Consider the following 25,567-nt stretch of genomic DNA (forward strand, 5'->3'; position numbering starts at 1 on the left):
AACGAGAACGACGGAGTCCGGGAATTCGGGTCACTCCGCAGATGACAACGCTGTCAAAGGAGGTGGGCGAGGATGCCCGGTACGACCCCGAACTCGCGCACCACCCCGACCGGCGGGGGCCGCTCATGAACCGCCGCCCCGGCATCAAGGACGTCGCCGCGAGCGCCGGCGTCAGCATCAAGACCGTCTCCCGTGTGGTGAACGCCGAGGAGGCCGTGCACCCCGAGACGAGGGCGCGCGTGCTGCACGCCATCCAGCAGCTGGGCTACGTACCCAACACCGCCGCCCGCTCGCTCAAGTCGGGCACCGGCGGCGCCATCGGCGTCGTCATCGACTCGCTCGCCGACCCCTTCTTCGCCGCGCTCGTCAGCGCCATCGAGACCCGCGCGCTGAACGAGGGCCTGAGCGTCCTCGTCGCCTCGTCGAGCCTCGACCGCGACCGGGAGCGCGAGCAGCTGCTCAGCCTCGTGGCGGGGCATCAGGTCGCGGGCGTCATCTTCGCGCCGGTCGCGTCCGAGCATCCGTACCTCGAGCCGTACCGCACCACCACGCCGGTGGTCGCGGTCGACCGCTCGCGGGTGGGCATCGACAGCGTCGTCGTCGACGACCGCGGGGCCGCGGCGCTCGCCGTGCAGCAGTTCGTCGACCTCGGTCACGAGCGCATCGCCTTCTTCGACCGCGACGAGCGCTTCTCGACCATCCACCGTCGGATGAGCGGCTACCTCGACGTGCTGCGGGGCGCCGGCATCGAATTCGACCCCGAGCTCGTCTCGTCCACGGTCGACGGCAGCCTCGACTACCTGAGCGAGGCCGAACGGCTGCTCGGCCTGCCGAACCCGGCGACGGCCTTCTTCGCCTCGAACGCCAAGGCGGCCATCGGCCTCACCACCGCGCTGCACCGCATCCACCGGCAGGACACGGCGATGATCGCGTTCGGCGACTTCTCGTTCGCCGACGTGCTGCGGCCGGGCGTCAGCTGCATCGACCAGGACCCGTTCCTGATCGGCAACGCCGCCATCGAGCGCCTGCTGGCCCTCCGCGAGCAGCCCTCCGGCGATCCCCGCGAGTGGATCGTGCCGACCGCCCTGCTGCAGCGCGGCTCGGGCGAGATCGAGGGCCCCGTGGCCGCCGCGTCCGTCCGTCCCACCGCATCCGCCCGATTCGCCGAAGGAGACGTCGCATGAAGCCGGCCGCCCTCGCCCCCAACCTGATCGACCACTTCTACCGCGGCGGCGACCGCATCGCGGCGCTCCGCGGCATCGAGCAGACGTCCGAGTTCCAGCCCGAGGAGTGGCTCGGCGCCACCGTCTCCCGCGCCGACCACGGTGACATCGGCCTCGCCCGCACCGTCGACGGCGAGCTGCTGCGCGACCTCGTCGGCGCCGATCCGGCGGCCTGGGTGGGCCCCGACCACGCCGACGCGGCGTCGAGCAGCGACACGGGCATCCTGGTCAAGCTGCTGGATGCCCGCCAGCGCCTCCCCGTGCACGTGCACCCCTCACGCGCCTTCGCCACCAGCCACCTCGACTGCCCCTACGGCAAGACCGAGGCCTGGTTCGTCCTCGACGCGGAGCCCGGCGCCGCCGTGCACCTCGGCTGGAGCGAGCCCGTCGACAGCGACGAGCTCGACCGCCGCCGCGACGCCCAGGACTCCGAGTGGATGCTCTCGCGGATGAACCGCATCGAGGTCTCGCGTGGCATGGGAGTCGTCGTGCCGGCCGGCACCGTGCACGCCATCGACGAGGGCATCTTCCTCGCCGAGGTGCAGGAGCCCACCGACTTCTCGATCGTGCTGGAGTGGTCGGTCACGACCTCGACCCGCGACGAGTCGCACCTCGGCCTCGGCTTCGACACGGTGATGCCGGCCGTCTCGGTCGACGCGCTCGGGCCGGATGCGCTGCAGGGCCTGATCAGCCGCGCCGACCTCACGGCGCGGAGCGCCACCGCCGCGAGCGTGCTGGCCCCGGCCGCCGACCCCTACTTCCGTGTGCTGCACGCGGCCCCGACCACCGGCGGAGCCGTCGCCCTCGACCCCGGCTTCGCCGTCGCCCTCGTGCTCGAGGGGGCCGGCGAGTTCGTCGGCCGCGACGAGCGCGCCGACTACCGCGCCGGCCAGGTCTTCGCGGTGCCGTCCGGCTTCGGCCCCTGGGAGGTGCGGGGCACGGGCAGCGTGCTCGTCGCGACCCCGGGCGTCGGCTGGCCGCACTCGCTGGCCGCGGGAGGAATCGTATGACAGGAGCATCCCATGACCACCCCGGAACAATCCCGCAGCCCAGAACCACCCGCAGCCCAGAACCACCCGCAGGCCCCGACCGGCCGGAAAGGAGTGAACTGACATGACCACCCCCGTATTGGAGGCCCGCGGCCTCTCCCGCGCGTTCGGACACGTCCGTGCGCTCGACGACGTGGACTTCGAGGTCTACCCCGGAGAAGTGACCGCCCTGATCGGCGACAACGGCGCCGGCAAGTCGACGCTCGTGAAGGCCCTCTCGGGCAACCTCGCCGTCGACACCGGAGTCATCAAGTTCGAGGGCAACCCCCTCCAGCTCACCAACCCGATGCAGGCCAGCGCGCTCGGCATCGAGACCGTGCACCAGGACCTGGCGCTCGCCCCCCACCTCGACCCGGTGCAGAACATGTACCTCGGCCGCGAGGTCATGAAGAAGGGCATCGGCGGGGCGTTCGGCTTCATGAACGTCGCCGAGATGCGCACCCAGTCGCGCCGCGCGTTCGACGAGCTGGGCGCCACGGTGCGCTCACTCACCTCGCCCGTCGGCTCGATGTCCGGTGGTCAGCGGCAGGCGATCGCGATCGCCCGCGCCGTGCACTGGGCCAACAAGGTCGTCTTCCTCGACGAGCCCACCGCGGCGCTCGGCGTGCGGCAGACCAAGAACGTGCTGGAGACCATCCGGCGGGTGCGCGACAAGGGCATCGCCGTCGTGTTCATCAGCCACTCGATGCCGCACGTGATGGAGGTCTCCGACCGCATCCAGGTGCTGCGTCTGGGTCACCGCGCCGCGGCGATCGACACCAAGAGCACGAACATGGAAGAACTCGTCGGCCTGATGACCGGCGCGAGCACGAGGGGTGTGGCATGAGCGACGACGTGAGAGACGCAGACCTGAAGAAGGCCGAGTTCGGCCAGACGGATGCGGCCGGCCCCGAGACGACCTCGATCAACATGGCCCAGGCCAAGGAGAACGGGTTCACCAAGCTGCTGAAGGCTCAGGCCTTCCAGATCCTGATCGTGCTGATCGTGATCGTCGCGATCTTCAGCGCGCTCGCCCCCGACACCTTCGCGCAGCTGTCGAACCTGCGGCTCGTGGTGCAGAACGCCTCGATCCTCGCCGTGCTCGGCGTCGGCATGACGTTCATCATCATCACCTCGGGCATCGACCTCTCGATCGGCTCGGTGCTCGTGTTCTCGGGCGTCGTCTCGGCGATCGTGATGCGGGCCATCGGCGGGGACGACTGGGGCACGGCCACCGTCGGCATCATCGTGTCGATCCTCTCGGGCCTGGCCTGGGGCATCTTCAACGGCGTGCTGATCTCCAAGGCGAAGGTGCCGCCGCTGATCGTGACGCTGGGTTCGCTCGGCATGGCGCTCGGCCTCTCGCAGATCATCACGGGCGGTGTCGACATCCGTCAGGTGCCCTCCGTGCTGACCACCTCGATCGGCTACGGCAACATCCTCGGCGGCATCCCGATCATCTCGGTGATCGCCCTCGTGATCGTCATCATCGGCGCGATCGTGCTGCACAAGACCAAGTTCGGCCTCTACACCTACGCGGTGGGCTCGAGTGAGGAAGCGGCACGCCGCGTCGGCGTGAAGGTCGACCGGCACCTGATCAAGGTCTACGCGCTGTCCGGCGCACTCGCCGGACTCGCGGGCATCCTGTCGCTGTCGCAGTTCAGCACCACGGCCATCGCCGGCCAGTCGCAGACCAACCTGAACGTCATCGCGGCGGTCGTCATCGGCGGAACCTCGCTGTTCGGCGGCTACGGCACGATCTTCGGCACCGTCGTCGGTCTCTTCATCCCGGCCGTGCTGCAGAACGGCTTCGTCATCACCGGCGTGCAGCCGTTCTGGCAGCAGGTCGCCGTCGGCGCCGTGCTGATCGCGGCGGTGTACGTCGACCAGGTCCGACGGGCCTCCGCGGCCCGAGGGGCCTCCACAAGCCTCTGGCGCCACTTCGCCAGACGGAACAGCAAGTGAACAGCACCAATCCCGTAATCGCATCACCAGACGCATCACTAGAAGAAGGACAGGTAACACGATGAAGTGGAACAAGAAGATCCTGGGAGTCGTCGCCATCGGCGCGACCGCCGGTCTGGCTCTCGCCGGATGCTCGGGCGGAGACTCGGGCGGCGGCTCCAGCACCGGCGCGGCCGGCAGCGACGGCTACAAGATCGCATTCGTGCAGGGTGTCGCCGGAGACGAGTTCTACATCTCCATGCAGTGCGGCATCGAGGCCGCGGCCGAGAAGGCCGGCGCGACCGTCACCACCCAGGGCCCCGAGAAGTTCGACCCGACGCTGCAGAAGCCGCTGGTCGACTCGATCGTGGCCTCCAAGCCCGACGCCCTGCTGATCGCTCCGACCGACGTCACCGCGATGGAGGCGCCCCTCAAGGCCGCCGCCGACGCCGGCATCAAGGTCGTCCTCGTCGACACCACGGTCGAGGACCCGTCCTTCGCGGTCTCGGCCATCGCCTCCGACAACGTCGGTGGCGGCGAGGCAGCCTTCAAGGCCATCCAGGACGCCCACCCCGACGGCGGCAAGGTGCTCGTCGTCTCGGTCGACCCCGGCATCTCGACCACCGACGCTCGCGTCGAGGGCTTCCAGAAGGCCGCCGAGGGCGCTGACGGCTTCGATTACCTGGGCGTGCAGTACAGCCACAACGAGCCGGCCACCGCGGCCGAGATCGTGACCGCGGCGCTGCAGAAGGACCCCGACATCGTGGGCATCTTCGCCGCCAACCTGTTCGCCGCCGAGGGCACCGCCACCGGCGTGCAGCAGGCCGGCAAGCAGGACTCGGTGACCATCGTCGGCTTCGACGCGGGCCCCGCCCAGGTCGAGCAGCTGAAGGCCGGCACGGTTCAGGCGCTCGTCGCCCAGGAGCCGGCCACCATCGGCCAGGACGGCGTCGAGCAGGCCATCGCGGCTCTCGACGGCGACGACACCGAGGCCGAGATCCAGACCGGCTTCACCATCCTCACCAAGGACAACATCGAGGGTGAAGGCGCGGACGCGGTCTACAAGTCCAGCTGCTAGTCAGCACCTGCTGAATTGAGAAGCGGCGTCGGGGGTCATCCCCGGCGCCGCTTCTTGCTGTCTGTCTGGTGCTGTCTGTGCTGCTCCCGGGTATCCGCGTCGTCCTGCGAGCGGATGCCCGTCCCGGCCGGTCAGGCCACGAGCTCCAGCAGGCGCTCGACCTCGGCGGCCACCGCGTCCCGAGCCGGGCCGAGGTACTTCCGCGGATCCACCAGCGCCTCGTCGGCGGCGAGCACCTCGCGGAGCCGGCGGCTGAAGATCCCGTTGACGTGCGTGGAGATGTTGATCTTGCGCATCCCGCTCTCGACGGCGCGCACGAGGTCGGCGTCGGCCACCCCGCTCGAACCGTGCAGCACGAGCGGCACCGGCACGGCGGCGGCGAGCTCGGCGATCAGGCCGAAGTCGAGCGAGGCGCTCCGCGAGGTCATGGCGTGCGAGGAGCCGACCGCGACGGCGAGACCGTCCACGCCGGTCGCGGCCACGAACGAGGCCGCCTCGGCCGGGTCGGTGCGGACGCCGGGCGTGTGGGCCCCGCCCTTGCCGCCGATGGCGCCGAGCTCGGCCTCCACCCAGACACCCCGCTCGTGCGCGGCACGGGCGATCGCGGCGGTGCGGGCGACGTTCTCGTCGTCGGGCAGGGTCGCGGCGTCGAACATCACCGAGGTGGCGCCCAGCTCGACGGCCTCGAGCACGAGGGCCTCGTTCTCGGCGTGGTCCAGGTGCACGGCGGCGTCGATGCCGGCGGTGCGGGCGAGCTCGAGCGTCGCGAGCGTGACGGGGGCGAGGCCGCCGTGGTAGCGGGCGGCGTTCTCGCTGATCTGCAGGATGACGGGGCGGTTCGCGGCCTCGGCACCGCGCACGATCGCCTCGGCGTGCTCGAGCTGGATCACGTTGAACGCGAGCACCGCGCGCTCGCGGGCCAGGATGTCGCCGGTGGTGACGAGGGTCATGGGGTTCCTCTCGGGGGTGGCTGTCGGGGGTCGGGTCAGGGTGTCGGGTCAGGGTGGCCGGGTCGGGGGCGCGGGTGGGCGAGCACGAGGTCGGTGCCGTCGGCGCGGAGGCGCTCGGCGGTGCGCGGGTCGAGACGGTCGTCGGAGACGATCCGGTCGAAGCGGTCGAGGGTCGCGAAGCGGCAGAGGGAGGCGGTGCCGAACTTCGGCGCCGTCACGGCGAGGATGCGGCGGTCGGCGGCGGCGAGCATCCGCTCTTTCACCGCGGCCTCCTCGGGCAGGGTCGTGAAGGCTCCGCGGCCCGGCAGCACGCCGTTGGCGCCGAGCACGGCGACGTCGGCATGCAGCTCGTCGAGGCGCGCCTCGGTCCAGGCGCCGACGACCGCCTGGGTGACGGGGCGCACCTCGCCGGGCAGGGCGAGCACGGTGATCGACGGATGCCCGCCCAGCAGCGCGGCGACCGGGAGGCTGTTCGTCACGACCACGAGCGCCGAACGCGCGGGCAGCACCGACGCGATCTCGAGCGTCATCGAGCCGCTGTCGAGCAGCAGGACGCCCTCGTCGGGCAGCTCGCGGACGACGGCGAGGGCGACGGCGCGGCGCTCGGCGGCGTCCTCGCGGGTGCGCTGGGAGAGGGTCGGCTCGAAGGGGGCGGTCGGCGCGAGCACGGCCCCGCCGTGGCGGCGGCGCACGAGGCCGCGGCGCTCGAGGGCGGCCAGGTCGCGGCGCACGGTCTCGGGGGTCACGCCGAGCTCGGCGCTGAGCTGCTGCACCTGCACGCCCTGCGGATGGGTTCGGGCAGCGGCGAGGATGGCGGTGTGCCGCTCCGCTGGGTACATCTGCTCCGCCGATCCGGGTCGTGACAGCGCGACTCTACCCGAATTCGTCCGGCGAGGTGACCGAATGGGTTGATATGCTTCTCGAAACGGGCGAAGTCGGGCGCGAGCATCCGCTCTTCATCGACGGCCCCGCGTTCTCGCACGACGAGTTCTCGTGCGTCGAGATCTCGCACGTCGATCGGAGAGGATCGAGATGGCTGCACGACCCGAGGGCCCCCGCTATCTGCTGGGGGTCGACGCCGGCCAGACCGCGGTGAAGGCCGTGGTGCACGACGAGCGGCTGCGGCCCGTGGGGATCGGGCGGCGCTCGAGCCCGGTCGATCGGTCGACGCCGCGATTCGCCGAGCGGCCGCAGGAGGCGCTGTGGCAGGCGGCGGCGGAGGCTATCCGGGAGGCCGTGGAGTCGTCGGGGGTCGACCCGGAGCAGATCGTGGCGGTCGGCATCACCGGGCACGGCGACGGGCTGCATCTCGTCGATGCGTCGGGCTCGCCCGTGGGGCCGGCGATCACCGCGATGGATTCGCGGGCGCACCTCGAGGCGGCCTCGCTCGCGGCCGACCCCTCGCGGATGCGCGTGGTGCTCGAGCGCTCGGGGCAGGAGCCGACGCCGGGGGCCGCGGGCAACCTGCTGCGCTGGCTGCTCGTGCACGACCCGGCGCGGGTCGAGGCGGCGGCGGCCATGCTGTTCTGCAAGGACGTGATCCGGCTGCGGCTGACCGGGGTCGTGGCGACGGACTACTCGGATGCGACGGCGTCGTTCCTCGACACGTCGACGGCGGCGTGGAGCCCGTCGATCCTCTCGGCTTATGGTCTGCCGGAGTCGTTGATGCGGCTGCTGCCTCCGCTCCACGCGAGCGGGGACGTCGTGGGAGCTGTTCTGCCCGCGGCCGCAGCTCTGACGGGGCTCGCCGTCGGCACGCCCGTGATCGCGGGGATGCACGACGTGCAGGCCGCGTCGATCGGCATGGGCGCGCTCGTGCCCGGGCGGCTCGCGCTCGTGGCGGGGTCGTTCAGCACGAACGGGGTCACGACGACCCGGCCCGACGTGGACGTGCGGTGGCAGTCGCGGCTGTCGATCCGGCCGGAGCTGCGGATCGCGATGTCGACCTCGGCGACGGCGTCGCCCGCGCTGAACTGGGTGCTGCGGCTTCTCGGCATCGACCTCGCGGCGCCCGGTGGCGACCAGGCGCGAGACCGGCTGTTCGCCGAGGCGGCGGCGCTCGACCCGGAGGAGGCGGTGCCGCTGGTGCTGCCGTTCCTGTTCGACTCGCCGCTCGGGGCGTCGGCCTCGGCGGCGCTCGCCGGGGTGCGGGGCTGGCACACGCCGGCGCACGTGCTGCGCGGCACGCTCGAGGGCATCGCGCTGATGCACGTGTGGCACACCCGGGCGCTGGGGGAGAAGTTCGACTGGGACGAGCCGGTGGTGCTCGGCGGCGGGATCGCGCGGGCGCCGCTCTACGTGCAGCTCGTGGCCAACGCCCTGCGCTCGCCGGTGACGGTGGTGCAGAACGAGGAGGCCGGGGCGTTCGGGGCGGCGGCGGTGGCCGGGGCGTCGGTGGGGGTGTTCGCGTCGGTGGAGGAGGCGCAGGAGCTGGTGACGCGGGCCGCGCCGGTGCTGCCGACGGCGGCGTCGGCGGGGTACTGGGCGGGGGTGATCTCGGCGTTCGACGAGGCGGTGGCGGCGCTCGGGCCGTGGTGGGCGGCTCGGGCGGGGTCGCCCGGCGCTGCGGTGGCCGCGGGCGGTGCGGGGGCTGCGGGCGGCGGGGCCGCGGGCGCGCCGCCGGTGGTCGAGGTCGACGGGCGGCCCGCGGCCGTGCGCGGCGAGGGGGCCGGAGCATGAGCGGGGTCGTGCTGAGCGGATCCGCGGTCGCCGAGCGGCGGGGTCGGATCGTGACGGCGCTCGCCTCGGCGGGGCGGGTCGACGTGGGGGAGCTCGCGACGGCGCTGGGGGTGGCCGAGGAGACGGTGCGACGTGACCTCCGGGCTCTCGAGACCGAGGGGCTGCTGCGCCGCGCGCACGGCGGAGCCATCCCGGTGGAGGCCGGGGTCGAGCATCCCGAACCCGACGGGGCTCCTCGTGCCATCGCGGAGTCCGTCCGAGAACTCGTGCCGATCGGGTCGTCTCTCTACCTCGACGCGGGCCCGGTGGGCGAGGCGCTCGCCGGGATGCTCGACGTGACGAGCGGGGTGCGGATCGTCACCGCGTCGGTCGCCGTGGCACTCGCCGCCGCGCTCGTTCCCGAACCCACCGAGACACATCTGCTGGGTGGTGCCGTCGGTGCAGCGGCGACGGCATCGGGGCACTGGACGCGCGAGCTCGCCCGGTCGGTGCACGTCGACGTCGCCGTTCTCGAGCCGCTCGGGCTGGGTGGGGTGGAACTGCTCGCCGCCGACCCCGATCGCGCCGCCGTGACCGCGGCCATCGCCTCGGTTGCCGGCACCGTCGTGATGGTGATGGCGGCCCGCTCGGATGACGGGCTGGTCGTCTCGGTCGGTCTCGATCGGGTCGCGCACGCGGTGGTGGTGCCGGGGGTTCTCGACACCGCCGTACTCCGGCTGCTCGCCGAGCAGGGGACGCCCGTGACGGAGGTGGCCGCATGAGCGGCGACGCGATCGTCACCGTCACGCCGGCGCCCGCCATCGACCTGACGTACCGGGTGGGGCGGCTCGACCTCGGGGAGGTCAACCGCGCCGAGGCCGTGCACACCGAACTGAGCGGCAAGGGGGTGAACGTCGCCCGCGCCGTCGCCCTCTCGGAACTGCAGGTCTCGGCGGTGCTCGCGCTGAGCGCTCAGGGGACCGAGCTCGCCCGCGACGCCGGGTTCGCGGGGCTGCTCGCCGGGGTGCCCGACGAGGGGCGCACACGCATCAACACGACCCTGCTCGACGCCTCCGGCACGACGACGAAGATCAACGAGGGCGCGCCACCGGTCTCGGCCGAGCTGTGGGCGGCGATCGCCGATCGGGCCGAGTCCGAGCTGCGGCGGCTCGACGCGGGGTGGCTCGTCGTGTCGGGGTCGATCCCGTTGCTGGCCGGCACCGCGCAGATGGTGCCGTTCCTCGACCTGGTGCGACGCGCGGCGGACACGGGCGTGCGGGTGGCCGTCGACACGGCCGGGCCCGCGCTGTCGGCGGTCGTCGCCGATCTCTCGGCCGTGACGCTGATCAAGCCCAACACGCACGAGCTCGCCGAGCTGACCGGATCGGCGCTGCGAACCGTGGGCGACGTGGTCGCGGCGGCCCGCACGCTGCACGAGGCCGGCTGCGACGTCGTCTACGTGAGCATGGGGGCCGACGGGGCGCTCGCCGTCTCGGCGTCGGGCGTGCAGCTCGCCCGGGCGCGGGCCCGGGTCGTCAACACGGCGGGCGCGGGCGACGCGTCGCTCGCCGGCTTCCTCGTGGGGTCGGCGGGGCCGGGTGGCACGCTCGACGCGGCGTCGGGCGTGTATCTCGCGGCTTCCTGGGGAGCGCTCGCGGTGACGCAGGCCACGACGCTGCTCTCCTCGGTGGAGGCGGCGCCGCGCGCCACCCTCGTGCACGACCCCGACCCGGCGACACCGCTCTCCGAGCCCGCCACGCCGTAGCGCCCGGGCCCGCCTCGCTCTCGGGCGCGAGGGCGGCGGACGACGCCACGAATCCCGGGCACCGCGCGCTCCACGGCGTCGGTGGGCGGGATTCGTGCGGTTGTCCACTCCGGGTGGGCGCGGGCGGCGCCCGGCGAGGCGGCGCGGGCGTGGGGGTCAGAGGATGCGGGGGAGGTGCGCGCGGTACGGGTCGAGCCGCGCATCCGTCGGATCGAGCTCGGTGACCAGCACGTCGACGCGGTCGAGCGCGAGCGAGCGCACCCGCGCCCGGGACTCGAGCTTCGAGGCGTCGAGCGCCAGCACGACCGTGGCCGAGGCGCGGGCGAGCGCATCCTTCACCGCGGCCTGCGCGAGCGTGCTCTCGCTCGTGCCGCTGCCGGCGTGCAGCCCGAGCGCCGAGACCACGGCGACGTCGAAGTGGAACGCCGAGAACGCCGACTCGGTGAGCGCGCCGACGAGGCTGAGGTTCTGCTCCTCGCGCTCGCCGCCGGTGAGGTAGGCGCGCACGCCGGGCTTGCGCGTGAGCACCTCGAAGGCGGCGAGTCCGTTCGTCACGACGGTGAGCGGATGCTCGGCCGGCAGCGCCTCGGCGACCACGAACGCCGTGGTGGAGGAGTCGAGCCCCACGGCGGCGCTCGCGGGCAGCAACGGCAGGATCTTCGCCGAAATCCGCTCCTTCGCCCGAACGTTCTGCGCCTGCCGCGCGGCGAACGGATCCGCCTGCACCGGAACCACCCCGCCCCGCACCCGCCGCACCCGCCCCGCGCTCTCGAGCAGCTCGAAGTCGCGGCGGATGGTCATCGGATGCACGTCCCACAGCTCGGCCGCCTCGGCCAGCGGCAGGCCGCCGCGCTCCTCGGCGAGCTCGAGCAGGGCGGCGCGCCGGGTCTCGCCGTCGAGCGTGCCCTTCAGTGCCATGCGTTCTCCGCTCGTCCGCCCGGTCGCGATCCGGCCGATGCGTCTTGCCGGATGCTGTTCCTCAATGATACATTTCACACGAAATAACATCAATCACGAGGACGTGACATGCCCACCACCGACCGCCCGGCTGCCTCCGGGGCGCCTGCCTACGCGGCGGTCGACCTCGGCGCGTCGAGCGGGCGGGTGATGCTGGGGCTCGTCGATCGCTCGGAGGGCTCGCCGCGCATCCGGATGACCGAGGTGCACCGCTTCGCGAACGGCCCCCGGCCCGCCTCGCTCGCGGCCGGCGCGACCCTGGAGTGGGATGTCGAGCGGCTGTCCGGCGAAACCCTCGAGGGGCTGGCCGCGGCCGTGCGCGCGGCGGAGGCCGAGGGCGCTACCCTCAACGGCATCGGGATCGACTCCTGGGGCGTCGACTACGCGCTCGTGCCGTCGGGTGACGGTCTCCCGGCGGTTGCGCGGGTCGACCACCATCGCGGGGCCGAGCCTTCGTGGGTCGGGGAGGCGGCCGCCGTCGTCGGGACCGAGCGGGCGTATGCCGCGACCGGCATACCGCCCCAGTCGATCAACACCTCGGTGCGGCTGCATGCCGCCACCGAACCGGTCGGATCGCTGCTGCTCGTGCCCGACCTGCTGGTACGGCTGCTGAGTGGCACCGTCGGCGCCGAGCTCACCATCGCCTCGACGACCCAGCTGCTCGACGTGCGGAGCGGCGAGTGGTCGCGCCCGCTGATCGAGGCCTGGGGGCTCGACCGGATCGACTTCCCGGCGATCGTCGCCCCGGGCACTCCGGCCGGTGTCACCCTGCCGCACATCACCCGTCGTCTCCGTGCGGCGGGGCCGGTGCCGGTCTACCGGGTGGCCGAGCACGACACCGCCTCCGCGATGGCCTTCGCCGCGCCCGGCGACGGGCAGCTGATCGTCTCGAGCGGGAGCTGGTCGCTCGCGGGCATCAGCGTCGCCGAGCCCGTGCTCACGGCCGAGGCGCTGGCCGCCGGGCTGACGAACGAGCGCGGGGTGGGAGACTCGACGCTGCTGCTGCGCAACCTCGCCGGGCTCTGGCTGCTGACCGAGTGCGCGCGTCAGTGGTCGAGCGAGGGCGGGCGGATGCTCGACCCGGTCGAGCTCGTGCGCGAAGCCTCGCTGGCGCCCGACGATGCCGCCGGCGGGCGCCCCCCGGTGTTCGATGTCGGTGATCCTAGGCTGCTCGCCCCGGGCGGGATGCCGGAGCGCATCGCCGCGCTCTGCGTGGAGCGTGGGCAGTCGCCGCCGGAGGGCGTGCTCGGCACCGTGCGGAGCATCGTCGAGAGCCTCGCGACGGCGTACGCCGAGTCGGTGGAGGTGTTCGAGCGGGTCGCCGGAACGCGCATCCGCTCGGTTCGCATCGTCGGCGGCGGATCGCGCAACGAGCTGCTCTGCCGCCGTACCGCCGCGCTGACGGGGCTGCCCGTCGTCGCAGGCCCGGCCGAGGCCTCGGCGTTCGGCAACCTCGCGGTGCAGCTGGTGGCGGCGGGGGAGTTCGCGAGCCTGTCCGACGTCTACGCGGCCGGCGGATCGGCCGGCGGCGCGATCGCGCACTACGAAGCCGGAGAGGCGGCGGCCCGATGACCCACGACGACGCGGCGGCCCGTGCCGCCCTGGTCGAGCTCTCGCGCGAGCTCGGCCGTCCTGACCGAGCGTGGGCGGTGCTCGCCGAGGGCAACACCTCGGTCGCGCTCGGCGACGGGCGGATGCTCGTGAAGGCTTCGGGCGCGTCGATGGCGATCGCCGTCCCGGGCGACTTCGTCGCCGTGGGCCTGCCGGAGGTGCTGGCACTGGTGGACGAGTCCGCCGATGTCGACCCCTCAGCCGGACCCTCGGAGGACGACGACGAAGCGGTGCGGGCGCTCTTCGAGGCCGCGGCCGAGCAGGGCGGGCGGCGGCCCTCGGTCGAGGCGCTGCTGCACGCGGTCTGCCTCGCGCTGCCGGGGGTCGAGGCGGTGGGGCACACGCATCCGGTACCCGTGAACGCGCTGCTCTGCTCGCCGCGGGCGTCGCTGCTGGTGGAGGGGGCGCTGTTCCCCGACCAGATCGTGGTGCTCGGAACCGATCCGCTGCTGGTGCCGTACGTCGACCCGGGGTTGCCGCTCGCGCGGGTGGTGCGGCGGATGCTCGGCGAGCGTCTGGCCGCGACCGGCTCCGTGCCGAAGGTGATCTACCTCGGCAACCACGGGATGTTCGCCCTCGGGGCGAGCCCGGCCGAGGTGCTGCGCATCACGGAGATGGCGGTGAAGGTGGCGCAGGTCATCCTCGGGTCGCTGGCGGCCGGCGGGCCGGTCTTCCTCTCGGTCGAGCACGTGGCGCGCATCGACACCCGCCCCGACGAACTCCTGCGACGGGCGGCCCTCGCGGCCGGCACCGCTGCGTCTACTTCACCCTCGACGAATGGAGACCGCTCATGACGGACACCCCTCCCGCCACCGGCCGGATGGACGGCCGCGTCGCCCTGATCACCGGCGGCAGCTCGGGCATCGGGCGGGCGTACGCGCAGCTGCTCTCCGCCGAGGGCGCGCGGCTCGTGCTCGTGGGGCGCGACGAGGGGCGGCTCCGCGAGGTCGCGGACGCTCTGCCGGGGGAGGTTCGCATCATCGCGGGGGACGTCGCGCATCCGTCGGTCTCGGAGCAGGCCGTGACCGTGGCCCTCGCCGAGTTCGGGAGGCTCGACGACGTGCTCGCCAACGCCGGGCTGTACACCGGGGGCGACTTCGTCGACACCGATCCGGCGCTGATCGAACAGCTCGTGTCGGTCAACGTGTTCGGCGCCATGGCGACCGTGCGGGCCGCCCTGCCGCACCTGATCGCGGCCGGCACGGGAGACGTGCTGGTGACGAGCTCGGTGTCGGGGCACCAGGACATCCACTGGGAGCCCGTCTACTCCGCCACGAAGCACGCGATGCAGTCGTTCGTGCACACCCTGCGCCGCCAGCTCGTCGGAACCGGCGTGCGCGCCGGAGCAGTGGCCCCCGGCGTGGTGCTGAACGAGCTGTGGGGCTACGCGGAGGGCGCCGACGGGGTGGATCAGGCGGTGGGCGACCGCACGGGCATCCGCTCGGAGGACGTCGCCGACGCCGTGCTGTACATGCTCACCCGACCCCGGCACGTGACCGTTCGCGACCTCGTCATTCTTCCCACCGATCAGGAGATCTGATCGTGGCCGTCTCATCACCCACCACGAAGGAGCGCTCATGTTCGAGGATCTGAAGGGCCGCACCGCGGTCGTCACCGGAGGAGCCCGCGGGCTCGGCTACTCGCTCGCCACGGCGCTGGCGGGGCAGGGCGTGAAGGTGGCGCTGCTCGACCTGCTGCCGATCGTGGGGGAGTCGGCGTCTCGCCTGTCGGGTGAGTTCGGCGTGGACGCCCGGGGCTACGAGGTCGACGTGACGGATGCCGACGCCGTCGAGGCGGCTTTCGCCGCTGCGGAAGCCGACCTCGGGGTGCCGTCGCTGCTGGTGACGGCTGCGGGCATCACGATCTGGGGCTCGAGCGTTGACGTGCCCGCGGCCACGTGGCGGAAGGTGCTCGCGGTGAACCTCGACGGCACGTTCTTCGCGGCGCAGTCGTTCGGCCGGCGCGCGCTGGCGGCGGGGGTTCCGGCGTCGGCGATCTTCATCTCGTCGATGTCGGCGTTCATCGTGAACCAGCCGCAGTTCCAGGCCTCGTACAACGCCTCGAAGGCGGCGGTGAGCCACCTGGCGGCGTCGCTCGCGGTGGAGTGGGCGCCGGACGGGGTGCGGGTGAACGCGATCGCGCCGGGGTACTTCCTGTCGGACATGACCCGCGAGTTCACCGAGGCGAACCCCGACCTCGCGGCGCAGTGGATCGGTACGATCCCGGCCGGGCGCATGGGCGAGCCCGCCGATCTGCACGGGCTGGCGCTGTACCTGGCGTCGGACGCCTCGTCGTACCTCACGGGCCAGAGCATCGTGATCGACGGCGGCTACACGGCGATCTGACGCCCCGCGCCGGGCGCCGGTCTCACCCGTGACATCGATGACATGGTGTGCTAGCGTAGGCCATGACATCGATGACATGGCGGCTGCACAGGCGCAGCGGCAGAGCCCGCATCGGGATCCAGGAGTTTCACCATGAGCACACCCCTCGTCGCCGGGCTCGACCTCGGCAGCACAGGCGTGAAGATCCTCGTGGCCGACGAGAGCGGCGCCGAGGTGCTGATCCGCCAGCTGCCGACGCCGTGGCGCGCGGGCGCTGCCGGCACCACCACGATGGAGGCCGCCGACCTCGTGCAGACCGTGCGCGAGCTGTTCGAGCTCGTGGCCGCCGACCTCGCCGAGCTGCGCGGCGGCGACGCACGCATCGGCGCCGTCGCGGTGTCGGGCATGGGGGAGTCCGGCGTGGTGCTGGGCGCGAACGGCGACGCGATCGCCCCGGCGATCGCCTGGTTCGACCCCCGCGGCGCGGAGCAGGTCGAGGCGCTGCCGCCGAGCATCCGCACCGAGTTCGCCGGCCGCACGGGACTGCCGCTGGGCGTGCAGGTCTCGGTGATCAAGCTGCTGCACCTGCGCGATCAGGGCCTCGACCTCACCGGCGCGCGGTGGCTGAACCTGCCCGAGTTCGTCGTGGCGGCCCTCGGCGGCGAGCAGGCGGCGGAGTACTCGCTGAGCTCGCGCACCGGCCTGCTCGACCAGGACAGCGGTGCCCCCTGGCCCGAACTGCTGGCCCACCTCGGCGTCACCCCCGACTTCCTCCCGCCCTTCGTCGACGCGGGCACCCCGCTCGGCGAGGCCGACGCCGCCTGGCTGCCGGCCGCGTTCGCCGGCGCCCGGCTCACCGTGGCCGGCCACGACCACCTCGTCTCGGCCGTCTCGACGGGCGAGTTCCCGGATGACCGCTACCACGTCTCGATGGGCACAGCCGAGGTGCTGCTGCGGGTGCTCGACGCTCCGCTGCCGTTCGAGGCCCGCGAGCGGCTCGCCGACTGGCTGATCAACTGCGTGCGCCACGTCGTGCCCGGGAAGTGGGTGCTCGTCGCCGGCGTCAAGACCGGGCTGCTGATGCGCCGCACCCTGCAGCTCGTCGGCGTGAACGACCGCGCCGGCCGCGACGCCCTCGACGCCGCCGTGATGGAGCAGCCCTACGAGGGCGTGCTGCAGGCCGGCGACGTGCAGGTGTCCGGTGCCCGCAACGACGACGGCGTGCTGCGTCTCGTCGTGCAGGCCGACGGTGCCGGACCGGCGGATCTCTTCGGTGCGGTGCTCCGGCACGGCAACGACGAGCTCGCCCTGCTGGTCGAGGCGATGGACCGCGAGGTCCCGCCCGCGACCTCCGCCCTCCTCACGGGCGGCTGGGCGAGCATGCGCTCGGTGCAGCGCGCCAGGGCCGAGGTGCTGGCGGGCGTGCGCGTCTCCGACCGCTCGCAGGACACCGCCTACGGCGCCGCCGTCTTCGCCTCGCGCCTCCTGACCGCGGCTTCGCCCACGACGACGGATGCGCGCGCCGACCACTCGGCCTGACCCACGCCGCCGCGCGCCCCACGATCAGAACACCCCCGAACCCCCCCCTCCCAAGCCCCACCACCCCACCAAGGAGTCCTCCCGTGAACGAACTCACCACCCTCGAGCGCCGCGCGCTCGCCAAGATCAGCACCCCCGCCGGCGGCATGCTGATCGTCGCCGCCGACCAGCGCAACGGCATGAAGGCCGTCATGAAGGACGCCCCGAACGGCGCCGAGGGCATCAGCCGCGACGAGCTGGCCGACGCCAAGAGCGACCTGCTGAAGCACCTCGGCAACGCCGCCCCGGCCATCCTGCTCGACCCCTCGACCGCCCTGCCCCGCGTCGTCGACGACGGCACGCTCGACAGCGACACCGGCCTCGTGGTCGCCATGGACGAGTCGGGCTTCGCCGTCGAGAACGGCCTGAAGCGCACCCGCTACGTCGAGGGCATGACCCCCCGCAAGGTGCGCGAGCTCGGTGGCGACGCCGCCAAGATGCTCTGGTACCTGCGTGCCGACCGCCGTGACGACGAGAAGGTCGTGCTCGACGACATCGCCCGCCTCACCGCCGAGTGCGAGGCCGAGGGCGTGCTGCTGATCGTCGAGATCCTCACCTACCAGCTCGAGGACGAGAGCGACGAGGACTACGCCGACGTCTTCCCCTCGCTCATCTCGGGCGCGGCCGAGCTCAGCGTCGCCGCCGGCGCCAAGGTGCTGAAGCTGCAGTACGCGGGATCCGCCGAGGCCGCCGCCGCCGTCACCGAGGCCGCCGCGGGCGTGCCGTGGGCCGTGCTCTCGGCCGGTGTCGACCACGCCACCTTCGTCGACCAGGTGCGCACCGCCGTCGTCAACGGCGCCCGTGGCGCCATGGCCGGCCGGTCGCTCTGGAAGGACAGCCTCTCCATCTCGTCCGAGAAGCGCGAGGAGCTGCTCACCACGAAGGCCGTGCCTCGCCTGAAGGAGCTCGCCGCGATCATCGACGAGGTGCTCGCGAACCGCGAGTAGTCCTCCCGGGTGCCGGGTCGGGCCGCCGTAGACTCTCTGCGGGCCCGACCCCGGTGCGGGCCCGACACCCGCGAGGGTGAGCAGAGCGGATGCCCGTCCCGGCGCATCCCGGTGAAGGAGCGTGCGCGTGGCGACGATGCAGGATGTGGCCGACCGCGCCGGCGTGAGCGCCAAGACCGTGTCGCGCGTCTTCAACGACGACCCGCACGTGCTGCCCGAGACCCGTGAGCGGGTGTCGGAGGCGATGCGCACGCTGAACTACGTGCCGAACGTGCTCGCCCGCACCTTCCGCGCCGGCCGCTCCTCGAGCGTCGGCGTCGCGGTGCCCGACGTCGTCGACCCGTTCTTCGCCGCCGTCGTGCGTGCGGTCGAGCGGGTCTGCTCGGCCAGCGGCATCACCACGCTCGTGACCAGCATCGGCGACGACCCGGCCCGCGAGAAGCCGGTGCTCGAGGCGCTGCTGCGCACCCAGCTGATGGGCCTCGTGCTCGCCCCGGTCGCCGCCGACCATGCCTGGCTCGCGCCCTGGACCGAGCACACCCCGATCGAGTTCGTCGACCGCGCGCCGATCGACCTCGACGCCGACTCCTTCGTGGAGGACGACCGGCACGGCTCCTACCTCGCCACCCGGCACCTGCTCGAGCACGGGCACACGCGGGTCGCGTTCCTGGCCGACCAGACGCATCCGCCGAGCTCGCGCCGTCGTCTCGCGGGCTACACCGAGGCGCTGGCCGACGCCGGCCTGCCGCTCGACGAGCGCCTGATCGCCTTCGACGCGGGCAGCGACGACGGGGCCGCCCGCGAACTCGAGCGGCTCCGCCGGCTGACGGATGCCCCCACCGCCGCCTTCTCGTCGAACGCCCGTGTCACGATGCACGCCTTCTCGGCGCTGAAGCGCGCGGGCACGGCCTTCGTCGGCTTCGGCGACTTCCCGATGGCGGATCGGCTGACGCCCTCCGTCAGCGTGATCGACCAGGACCCGGCGCGCCTCGGCCGCCTCGCGGCGACCCGCGCCCTCGAGCGCTTCAACGCGCCGAAGGCCCGCTACGAGGCCTCGACGGTCGTGCCGGTCGGCCTGACGGTGCGCCGCAGCTGCGGCTGCCCCTGAGGAGCAGCCGCAACTCCGAGAGCGGCTGAATCGCTCAGTAGCGCTCGCGCGGCGGGCGGGACTCGCGGTCGCCCCGCTCGGGGCGCTTCGCCGAGCTGCCGAAGCGGTCGGGCTTCAGCTCGATCAGCTTGCCGCTGATCCGGGTGTCCTTGAGGCGTCGCAGCGTGTCGGCGGGCAGGTCGGCCGGCAGCTCGACGAGCGAGAAGTCGGGCCGGATCTGGATGGCGCCGAAGTCCTCGCGGCGGAGGCCCCCCTCGTTGGCCAGCGCGCCGACGATCTGGCGCGGCTCGACCATCTGGCGCTTGCCGACCGCGATGCGGTAGGTGGCCTTCGGGCCGCCGCCACCGCGGGAACCGCGGTCGCCGTCGCCGTCGGAGAACCGGTCGCGCGACGAGCGCTCGGGGCGGCCGCGGTCGGAGCCGCCGCGTTCGGCGCGCTCCCCACGGTCGCGCTCGCGCTCGACCGCCTGCGAGCGGCGCTCGTCCTCGGCCGAGAGCAGCAGCGGCGTGCCGCCCTGCGCCACCACGGCGAGTGCCGCGGCCACGTCGGCCTCGGGCACGTCGTGGTGCGAGACGTAGTGCCCGACGATGTCGCGGAAGGTCTGGATCTGCTCCGGCTCCCCGAGCGCCGCCGTGATGGCGTCGTCGAAGCGCGTCAGCCGGGTGGCGTTGACGTCGTCGACCGTGGGGAGCCGCATCTCGGTGAGCGGCTGCCTCGTCGCCTTCTCGATGGCGGCGAGCATCCGTCGTTCACGGGGCGTGACGAAGCTGATCGCGTCGCCGGTGCGGCCCGCGCGGCCGGTGCGGCCGATGCGGTGCACGTACGACTCGGTGTCGATCGGCAGGTCGAAGTTGACGACGTGGCTGATGCGCTCGACGTCGAGCCCGCGGGCCGCGACGTCGGTGGCCACGAGGATGTCGAGCTTGCCCGACTTCAGCTGGTTCACCGTGCGCTCGCGCTGGGCCTGCACGACGTCGCCGTTGATGGCGGCGGCGGTGTAGCCGCGGGCGCGCAGCTTCTCGGCGAGTGTCTCGGTCTCGTTCTTCGTGCGCGTGAACACGATCAAGCCCTCGAAGTTCTCGGTCTCGAGGATGCGCGTGAGGGCGTCGACCTTCTGCGGGTACGACACGATCAGGTAGCGCTGCGCGATGCTCGCCGATGTCGTGGTGGTGCTCTTGATCGTGATCTCTTCGGGGTCGTGCAGGTGCTGCTTGGAGATGCGGCGGATCTGCGCGGGCATGGTGGCCGAGAACAGGGCCACCTGCTTGGAGTCGGGGGTGTCGGCGAGGATCGTCTCGACGTCTTCGGCGAAGCCCATCTTGAGCATCTCGTCGGCCTCGTCGAGCACGAGGAAGCGCAGCTCGCTGAGGTCGAGGGTGCCCTTCTCGAGGTGGTCCATGATGCGGCCGGGGGTGCCGACGACGATGTGCACGCCGCGACGGAGCGCGGAGAGCTGCACGCCGTAGCCCTGCCCGCCGTAGACGGGGAGCACGTGCACGCCCTTGAGGTGCGCCGCGTACTTCTCGAACGCCTCGCAGACCTGAAGGGCGAGCTCGCGGGTGGGCGCGAGCACGAGGGCCTGCGGGGTCTTCTGCGACAGGTCGAGCCGGGAGAGGATCGGCAGCGCGAACGCGGCCGTCTTGCCGGTGCCGGTCTGGGCGAGGCCGACGACGTCGCGGCCGGCCAGCAGGGTGGGGATGGTGGCGGCCTGGATGGCCGAGGGGGTCTCGTAGCCGACGTCTTTGAGCACCTTCATCACCGGGTCGCTGAGGCCCAGGTCGGCGAAGGTCGTCTGCTCGCGGGCGTCGAGCGCCTCGTCGGGCGCGGTGGTACTGGATGATGCCATGCCTCAACGGTACCGCCTCGCCCTGTGCCCTCCGTGTTACCGGGGGGCTACGGCCGATTTTCGTGGGATGCGGTGCGGGCGCTACCGTGAGCGTGTGACCAGCGAATCCGACGCGACACCACCCCTTCCCACCGACGCCGACCGCCGCAGCGTGAGCCACGAGGTCGATCTCGACCTGCGCTCCGACGTGCGCCTGCTCGGTGCGCTGCTCGGCCGCGTGCTCACCGAGGCCGGCGGTGAGGAGCTGCTGGCCGACGTCGAGCGGCTGCGCGGGCTCGTGATCCGCGCCTACGAGCAGGGCGGAGGGGCCTCGCTCGACGCCGCCGAGGCCCTCGTCGCCTCGTTCGGCCAGGAGCGGGCCGAGCAGGTCGCCCGCGCCTTCACCTGCTACTTCCACCTCTCCAACCTCGCCGAGGAGCACCACCGCGTACGCGTGCTGCACGCCCGCCCCGCGACGGGTGCCGACTCGCTGCCCGCCGCCGTGCAGCGCATCGTCGACGAGGTCGGCGCCGAGGAGGCCGCCGAGCGGCTGCGCACCATGCGGTTCCACCCGGTGCTGACCGCGCATCCGACCGAGGCCCGGCGCCGTGCCGTGGCGTCGGCCATCCGCCGCATCAGCGAGCTGCTCGCCGAGCGCGACGGCGCGGGCCGGGAATCGGTGCTGCTCGCCGACAACGAGCGCCGGCTGCTCGAGGAGATCGACGTGCTCTGGCGCACCTCGCCGCTGCGCACCACCCGCCCCACCCCGCTCGACGAGGTGCGCACGGCGATGTCGATCTTCGACCAGACGCTCTTCCAGGTGGTGCCCCGGGTGTACCGGATGCTCGACGACTGGCTGCTCGGAGCGGACGCCGGTCGCGTGCCGGCCGAGGCGCCCGCCTTCCTGCGCCTCGGCTCGTGGATCGCCGCCGACCGCGACGGCAACCCCTTCGTCACCGCCGACGTCACCAAGGCGGCCGCCGCGATCGCCTCCGAGCACGTGCTGCTCGGCCTCGAGCACGTCACCAGCCGGATCGGCCGCACGCTTACCCTCGACGCCGCCGACACCCCCGCGAGCGAGGAGCTCCGCGAGCTGGCCGCGAGCCAGGAGCGGATGGCCGGGCAGATCACCTCGGGCATCGGCACCCGCGCCCCCAACGAGCCGCACCGCCGGGTGCTGCTGGTGGTGGCGGAGCGCCTCGCGGCGACACGGCGGGACGAGCATCCGCTCGCCTACCACCGCCCCGAGGAGCTGCTCGCCGACCTGCTCGTGGTGCAGCGGTCGCTGCGCGACGGGGGAGCGCACCGGAGCGCGAACGGCGAGCTGCAGAACCTGATCTGGCAGGTGGAGACCTTCGGCTTCCACCTCGCCGAACTCGAGGTGCGCCAACACTCGCAGGTGCACCGGAAGGCCCTCGCCGACGTGCGGGCGGGCGGGGAGCTCGACGACATGACCGTCGAGGTGCTCGAGGTCTACCGCACCATCGCCTACCTGCAGGAGCGCTACGGCGTGCGGGCGGCGCGGCGCTACATCGTCTCGTTCACGCAGTCGTCGGAGGACATCGCGACGGTCTACGCGCTGGCCGAGGCCGCGCTCGGATCGGCCGAGGCGGCCCCCGTGCTCGACGCCATCCCGCTGTTCGAGACCTTCGACGACCTGAACGCGTCGACGCGCATCCTGGCCGAGATGATCGAGCTGCCCCAGGTGCAGGAGCGGCTCGCCGCGACCGGCCGGAAGCTCGAGGTGATGCTCGGCTACTCCGACTCCTCGAAGGACGTCGGGCCGGTGTCGGCCACGCTCGCGCTCTACGACGCGCAGGCCCGCATCTCGCGCTGGGCCGCCGAGAACGACATCGAGCTGACCCTCTTCCACGGTCGCGGCGGGGCCCTCGGCCGCGGCGGCGGACCGGCCAACGAGGCCGTGCTCGCGCAGCCTCCGGGATCGGTGGAGGGCCGCTTCAAGCTCACCGAGCAGGGCGAGGTGATCTTCGCCCAGTACGGCGACAAGACCATCGCCGCGCGGCACATCGAGCAGATGGCCGCGGCCACCCTGCTCGCTTCGAGCCCGGCCAACGAGGAGCGGAACCGTGCCGCCGCCGAGGAGTTCGCCGACGTGGCGTCCGCCCTCGACGTGGCCTCGCGCCGGCGCTTCTTCGAGCTCGTCAAGGCCGAGGGCTTCGCGCCGTGGTTCGCGCAGGTCACCCCGATGGAGGAGGTGGGCCTGCTGGCGCTCGGCTCCCGGCCCGCCCGCCGCGGGCTCTCGGTGGAGTCGCTGGAAGACCTCCGCGCCATCCCGTGGGTGTTCGCCTGGACCCAGGCCCGCATCAACCTCACCGGCTGGTTCGGCCTCGGCTCGGCGCTCGCCGCGGTCGGCGACGAGGAGCGGCTGCGCACCGCCTACGCCCGCTGGCCGCTGTTCGCCTCGATGATCGACAACGTCGAGATGTCCCTGGCGAAGACGGATGCGCGCATCGCCGCGAGCTATCTCGAGCTGGGCGACCGCGACGACCTCGCCGCGCTGGTGCGCGAGGAGATGGAGCTCACCCGCGAGTGGGTGGCGCGCACCAGCGGGCACACCTCGATCCTCGAGGACCGCCCGGTGCTGCGCCGCGCCGTGCGGCTGCGGAGCCCCTACGTCGACGCGCTGTCGCTGCTGCAGCTGCGCGCGCTGCGTGAGGTGCGGGCGACGGGGAGCACGAATCCCGACGACGCGCCGCACCGCCTGCTGCTCCTGACCGTGAACGGGATCGCCGCCGGCCTGCAGAACACCGGATGATGGAAGCATGGTCAGAACCGCGCTCTCCGTCATCGCCGGCGCGACCGTCGTCGGCTTCGCCGCGCTGACCGCGCTGGCGCCGCCGCCCCTGCCCGTCGAGTCCCCTTTCGAGCAGGAGATCGAGGCGGCGCAGGCGGCCGCCGGCCCCGACTCGGTCGGGCAGACGTTCACCGTGCCCGGAGGGGCGGCCGGAGCATCCGTCGCCCGCGATTCGTACGACGCCGTCTCGGGCCTGCAGAACCTCTCGAAGGGCAGCACCAACCGCGACTGGGCGGTGCTCGTGCTCTACATGGCCGGCTTCCCGACGAGCGAGTCGAACATCACGGTGATGATGCGGTGGATGCGCCAGGAGAACGGCCCGGACGACTGGTGGCTGCGCAACAACCCGCTGAACAACGGCTGGGGCTCGGGCGGCGGCTCGGGGCTCGGCAGCTACGACACGCTCGTGACGGCGGCGGCGAACGTGGGCAACGCACTGCACGGCAACCCGGGGTACTCGGCGATCGTGGCGGGGTTCTCGAGCTCGGCGCCCACGGGGCAGATCGAGGCGGCGATCTGGGCGTCGCCCTGGGCGACCTCGCACTACGGCAACGGCTCGCACTGGTCGCAGTCGCCGGTGCCCGTGTACGCGTCGCCGCCCGGCACCTGGGGCTGAGCGGCTTTCGCTAGCGTTGGGGAATGACCTCCGCACCTCTCCGCACCGCTGTCATCGGCTACGGCCTCGGCGGCCGCGTCTTCCACACCCCGTTCCTCGCCGCCTCGCCCGACTATTCGCTCGACGGGGTCGTCACCGGTTCGCCGTCGCGGGCCGACGCGGTGCGGGAGCAGTACGGCGACATCGTGATCCCGGATGCGGATGCCCTCCTCGCCCGCGCCGGTGACTTCGACGTGGTGGTCGTGACCACCCCGAACGCCACCCACGCGCCGCTCGCGCACCGGGCCCTGGATGCCGGACTGCACGTCGTCGTCGACAAGCCCTTCGCCCTGACCGCGGCCGACGCCACGGCGCTCGTGGAGCACGCCGCGGCGGTGGGCCGCACGATCTCGGTGTTCCACAACCGGCGCTGGGACGGCGACTTCCTCACGGTGCGCCGCGTGATCGCCGAGGGCCTCCTGGGCGAGGTGCGCGTCTTCGAGTCGGCGTTCGAGGTGTGGAAGCCGACCCTGGGCGCCAAGAAGTGGAAGGAGGGCGCGGCGGCCGCCGACGGCGGGGGAGTGCTCTTCGACCTCGGGCCGCACGTCATCGACCAGGCGCTGCAGCTGTTCGGGCCCGTGACCGAGGTGCACGCCGAGCTCGACGCGCGGCGCGACGGAGCGGTGGCCGACGACGACGCCTTCGTGACCCTGCGGCACGCGAACGGGGTGCGCTCCCGCCTCTGGACGAGCCTCGTGGCGCCGTCGGCCCGGCCGCGGTTCCGGGTGATCGGCTCGTCGGCGGTCTTCGCGACGCGCGGTCTCGATCCGCAGGAGGCGCAGCTCGCGGGCGGCGCGAAGCCCGGTGATCCCGGCTACGGGCTCGAGGGCGCGGCCGTCGGGGTGCTCTCCCGGCCGGATGCGCCCGACGAGGAGCTGCCACTCACTGCCGGCGACTACCCCGCCTTCTACCGCGGATTCGCCGCCGCCGTGCTCTCGGGAGCTCCCGTGCCGGTCGCGCCCGAGGACGCCGTCGAGGTGCTGCGGATCATCGAGGAGGCCCACGGGCAGGCGCGGTAGGGGCGACCTCCGACATACTGGGGGCAGGACTCGACCCGAACGGCTCCCATCCCCGCACGACCGCTCCCTCCAGGAAGGCCGC

22 protein-coding genes are annotated in these 25,567 nt (G+C 72.9%); 18 read left to right on the plus strand and 4 right to left on the minus strand.

Features of this window, described 5'->3' with window-relative positions; genetic code table 11:
* Positions 1-41: 41 nt before the first annotated feature.
* The 5 genes from BJ984_RS10385 (at position 42) to BJ984_RS10405 (ending at position 5,273) form a co-directional block, all read left to right on the plus strand.
* Positions 42-1,184: a LacI family DNA-binding transcriptional regulator gene (locus BJ984_RS10385; RefSeq protein WP_179547944.1), complete on the plus strand. Its 1,143-nt coding sequence runs from the start codon at positions 42-44 to the stop codon at positions 1,182-1,184.
* On the plus strand, positions 1,181-2,233 hold the full coding sequence (locus tag BJ984_RS10390; protein ID WP_179547945.1) for a class I mannose-6-phosphate isomerase: 1,053 nt from the start codon (positions 1,181-1,183) through the stop codon (positions 2,231-2,233). Before BJ984_RS10385 ends, BJ984_RS10390 begins: the two co-directional genes overlap by 4 nt.
* A 103-nt stretch (positions 2,234-2,336) precedes the next feature.
* A complete protein-coding gene (locus tag BJ984_RS10395; RefSeq protein WP_173180497.1) occupies positions 2,337-3,098 on the plus strand; it encodes an ATP-binding cassette domain-containing protein in 762 nt (253 codons plus the stop codon).
* Positions 3,095-4,216 carry an ABC transporter permease gene (locus BJ984_RS10400; RefSeq protein WP_218870035.1) on the plus strand — a complete coding sequence of 374 codons (1,122 nt, stop codon included), beginning with the start codon at positions 3,095-3,097 and terminating at the stop codon, positions 4,214-4,216. Before BJ984_RS10395 ends, BJ984_RS10400 begins: the two co-directional genes overlap by 4 nt.
* Positions 4,217-4,277: 61 nt before the next feature.
* Positions 4,278-5,273, plus strand: a complete 996-nt coding sequence (locus BJ984_RS10405) for an ABC transporter substrate-binding protein (protein WP_179547946.1) — start codon at positions 4,278-4,280, stop codon at positions 5,271-5,273.
* 131 nt (positions 5,274-5,404) lie between these two features.
* Here BJ984_RS10405 and BJ984_RS10410 read toward each other — a convergent pair whose 3' ends face one another.
* Both BJ984_RS10410 and BJ984_RS10415 read right to left on the minus strand, forming a co-directional pair.
* Positions 5,405-6,223 carry a class II fructose-bisphosphate aldolase gene (locus BJ984_RS10410; RefSeq protein WP_179547947.1) on the minus strand — a complete coding sequence of 273 codons (819 nt, stop codon included), beginning with the start codon at positions 6,221-6,223 and terminating at the stop codon, positions 5,405-5,407.
* 35 nt (positions 6,224-6,258) lie between these two features.
* Positions 6,259-7,062 carry a DeoR/GlpR family DNA-binding transcription regulator gene (locus BJ984_RS10415; protein WP_179547948.1) on the minus strand — a complete coding sequence of 268 codons (804 nt, stop codon included), beginning with the start codon at positions 7,060-7,062 and terminating at the stop codon, positions 6,259-6,261.
* 193 nt (positions 7,063-7,255) lie between these two features.
* Here BJ984_RS10415 and BJ984_RS10420 point away from each other — a divergent pair, with 193 nt between their 5' ends.
* Genes BJ984_RS10420 through BJ984_RS10430 form a run of 3 tightly spaced genes read left to right on the plus strand, consistent with a single transcriptional unit; the run spans position 7,256 to position 10,646 of the window.
* Positions 7,256-8,902, plus strand: a complete 1,647-nt coding sequence (locus BJ984_RS10420) for an FGGY-family carbohydrate kinase (protein ID WP_179547949.1) — start codon at positions 7,256-7,258, stop codon at positions 8,900-8,902.
* The gene (locus tag BJ984_RS10425) at positions 8,899-9,663 is read left to right on the plus strand and encodes a DeoR family transcriptional regulator (protein WP_179547950.1); all 765 of its coding nucleotides are present in this window, start codon (positions 8,899-8,901) and stop codon (positions 9,661-9,663) included. The genes BJ984_RS10420 and BJ984_RS10425 overlap by 4 nt, the downstream gene beginning before the upstream one ends.
* Entirely contained in the window at positions 9,660-10,646 is a 987-nt protein-coding gene (locus BJ984_RS10430; RefSeq protein ID WP_179547951.1) for a 1-phosphofructokinase family hexose kinase, read from the plus strand. The genes BJ984_RS10425 and BJ984_RS10430 overlap by 4 nt, the downstream gene beginning before the upstream one ends.
* Before the next feature lie 156 nt (positions 10,647-10,802).
* Here the strand turns inward: BJ984_RS10430 and BJ984_RS10435 are convergent, their stop codons facing one another.
* Positions 10,803-11,564 carry a DeoR/GlpR family DNA-binding transcription regulator gene (locus BJ984_RS10435; RefSeq protein WP_179547952.1) on the minus strand — a complete coding sequence of 254 codons (762 nt, stop codon included), beginning with the start codon at positions 11,562-11,564 and terminating at the stop codon, positions 10,803-10,805.
* A 108-nt stretch (positions 11,565-11,672) separates the two neighbouring features.
* On the opposite strand from BJ984_RS10435, the gene BJ984_RS10440 reads away from it, so the two are divergent.
* The 7 genes from BJ984_RS10440 to BJ984_RS10470 all read left to right on the plus strand — a co-directional run bounded on the left by BJ984_RS10440 (position 11,673) and on the right by BJ984_RS10470 (position 19,171).
* The gene (locus BJ984_RS10440) at positions 11,673-13,175 is read left to right on the plus strand and encodes a rhamnulokinase (protein ID WP_179547953.1); all 1,503 of its coding nucleotides are present in this window, start codon (positions 11,673-11,675) and stop codon (positions 13,173-13,175) included.
* The gene (locus tag BJ984_RS10445) at positions 13,172-14,008 is read left to right on the plus strand and encodes a class II aldolase/adducin family protein (protein WP_179547954.1); all 837 of its coding nucleotides are present in this window, start codon (positions 13,172-13,174) and stop codon (positions 14,006-14,008) included. The genes BJ984_RS10440 and BJ984_RS10445 overlap by 4 nt, the downstream gene beginning before the upstream one ends.
* A complete protein-coding gene (locus BJ984_RS10450) occupies positions 14,005-14,754 on the plus strand; it encodes an SDR family oxidoreductase (RefSeq protein WP_179547955.1) in 750 nt (249 codons plus the stop codon). Before BJ984_RS10445 ends, BJ984_RS10450 begins: the two co-directional genes overlap by 4 nt.
* Positions 14,755-14,791: 37 nt before the next feature.
* On the plus strand, positions 14,792-15,559 hold the full coding sequence (locus BJ984_RS10455) for an SDR family oxidoreductase (protein ID WP_179547956.1): 768 nt from the start codon (positions 14,792-14,794) through the stop codon (positions 15,557-15,559).
* A 132-nt stretch (positions 15,560-15,691) separates the two neighbouring features.
* Positions 15,692-17,077: an FGGY-family carbohydrate kinase gene (locus BJ984_RS10460; RefSeq protein WP_179547957.1), complete on the plus strand. Its 1,386-nt coding sequence runs from the start codon at positions 15,692-15,694 to the stop codon at positions 17,075-17,077.
* Between the two features lie 83 nt (positions 17,078-17,160).
* Positions 17,161-18,063, plus strand: coding sequence for a tagatose-bisphosphate aldolase (locus BJ984_RS10465; protein ID WP_179547958.1), 903 nt, complete (start codon positions 17,161-17,163; stop codon positions 18,061-18,063).
* 136 nt (positions 18,064-18,199) lie between these two features.
* A complete protein-coding gene (locus BJ984_RS10470) occupies positions 18,200-19,171 on the plus strand; it encodes a LacI family DNA-binding transcriptional regulator (protein WP_246306709.1) in 972 nt (323 codons plus the stop codon).
* 34 nt (positions 19,172-19,205) lie between these two features.
* Here BJ984_RS10470 and BJ984_RS10475 read toward each other — a convergent pair whose 3' ends face one another.
* On the minus strand, positions 19,206-21,017 hold the full coding sequence (locus BJ984_RS10475; protein WP_179547960.1) for a DEAD/DEAH box helicase: 1,812 nt from the start codon (positions 21,015-21,017) through the stop codon (positions 19,206-19,208).
* A 94-nt stretch (positions 21,018-21,111) separates the two neighbouring features.
* Between BJ984_RS10475 and BJ984_RS10480 the strand changes: the two genes are divergently transcribed.
* From BJ984_RS10480 to BJ984_RS10490, 3 genes are read left to right on the plus strand one after another with little or no spacing between them, the layout of a single operon-like run.
* A complete protein-coding gene (locus tag BJ984_RS10480) occupies positions 21,112-23,772 on the plus strand; it encodes a phosphoenolpyruvate carboxylase (protein ID WP_373877445.1) in 2,661 nt (886 codons plus the stop codon).
* 7 nt (positions 23,773-23,779) lie between these two features.
* Entirely contained in the window at positions 23,780-24,427 is a 648-nt protein-coding gene (locus BJ984_RS10485) for a hypothetical protein (RefSeq protein ID WP_173180514.1), read from the plus strand.
* Positions 24,428-24,450: 23 nt separating this feature from the next.
* A complete protein-coding gene (locus BJ984_RS10490) occupies positions 24,451-25,485 on the plus strand; it encodes a Gfo/Idh/MocA family protein (protein ID WP_179547962.1) in 1,035 nt (344 codons plus the stop codon).
* Positions 25,486-25,567: the final 82 nt, after the last annotated feature.

Origin of the sequence: Herbiconiux flava, assembly GCF_013409865.1 — a bacterium.
GTDB lineage: Bacteria > Actinomycetota > Actinomycetes > Actinomycetales > Microbacteriaceae > Herbiconiux > Herbiconiux flava.

Coding starts and splice junctions, on each gene's coding strand:
- BJ984_RS10395 (WP_173180497.1), top strand. CDS start 2,337: ATGACCACCCCCGTATTGGAGGCCCGCGGCCTCTCCCGCGCGTTCGGA.
- BJ984_RS10415 (WP_179547948.1), bottom strand. CDS start 7,062: ATGTACCCAGCGGAGCGGCACACCGCCATCCTCGCCGCTGCCCGAACC.
- BJ984_RS10410 (WP_179547947.1), bottom strand. CDS start 6,223: ATGACCCTCGTCACCACCGGCGACATCCTGGCCCGCGAGCGCGCGGTG.
- BJ984_RS10430 (WP_179547951.1), top strand. CDS start 9,660: ATGAGCGGCGACGCGATCGTCACCGTCACGCCGGCGCCCGCCATCGAC.
- BJ984_RS10435 (WP_179547952.1), bottom strand. CDS start 11,564: ATGGCACTGAAGGGCACGCTCGACGGCGAGACCCGGCGCGCCGCCCTG.
- BJ984_RS10425 (WP_179547950.1), top strand. CDS start 8,899: ATGAGCGGGGTCGTGCTGAGCGGATCCGCGGTCGCCGAGCGGCGGGGT.
- BJ984_RS10445 (WP_179547954.1), top strand. CDS start 13,172: ATGACCCACGACGACGCGGCGGCCCGTGCCGCCCTGGTCGAGCTCTCG.
- BJ984_RS10490 (WP_179547962.1), top strand. CDS start 24,451: ATGACCTCCGCACCTCTCCGCACCGCTGTCATCGGCTACGGCCTCGGC.
- BJ984_RS10470 (WP_246306709.1), top strand. CDS start 18,200: ATGCAGGATGTGGCCGACCGCGCCGGCGTGAGCGCCAAGACCGTGTCG.
- BJ984_RS10390 (WP_179547945.1), top strand. CDS start 1,181: ATGAAGCCGGCCGCCCTCGCCCCCAACCTGATCGACCACTTCTACCGC.
- BJ984_RS10400 (WP_218870035.1), top strand. CDS start 3,095: ATGAGCGACGACGTGAGAGACGCAGACCTGAAGAAGGCCGAGTTCGGC.
- BJ984_RS10385 (WP_179547944.1), top strand. CDS start 42: ATGACAACGCTGTCAAAGGAGGTGGGCGAGGATGCCCGGTACGACCCC.
- BJ984_RS10455 (WP_179547956.1), top strand. CDS start 14,792: ATGTTCGAGGATCTGAAGGGCCGCACCGCGGTCGTCACCGGAGGAGCC.
- BJ984_RS10440 (WP_179547953.1), top strand. CDS start 11,673: ATGCCCACCACCGACCGCCCGGCTGCCTCCGGGGCGCCTGCCTACGCG.
- BJ984_RS10420 (WP_179547949.1), top strand. CDS start 7,256: ATGGCTGCACGACCCGAGGGCCCCCGCTATCTGCTGGGGGTCGACGCC.
- BJ984_RS10460 (WP_179547957.1), top strand. CDS start 15,692: ATGAGCACACCCCTCGTCGCCGGGCTCGACCTCGGCAGCACAGGCGTG.
- BJ984_RS10405 (WP_179547946.1), top strand. CDS start 4,278: ATGAAGTGGAACAAGAAGATCCTGGGAGTCGTCGCCATCGGCGCGACC.
- BJ984_RS10475 (WP_179547960.1), bottom strand. CDS start 21,017: ATGGCATCATCCAGTACCACCGCGCCCGACGAGGCGCTCGACGCCCGC.
- BJ984_RS10450 (WP_179547955.1), top strand. CDS start 14,005: ATGACGGACACCCCTCCCGCCACCGGCCGGATGGACGGCCGCGTCGCC.
- BJ984_RS10485 (WP_173180514.1), top strand. CDS start 23,780: ATGGTCAGAACCGCGCTCTCCGTCATCGCCGGCGCGACCGTCGTCGGC.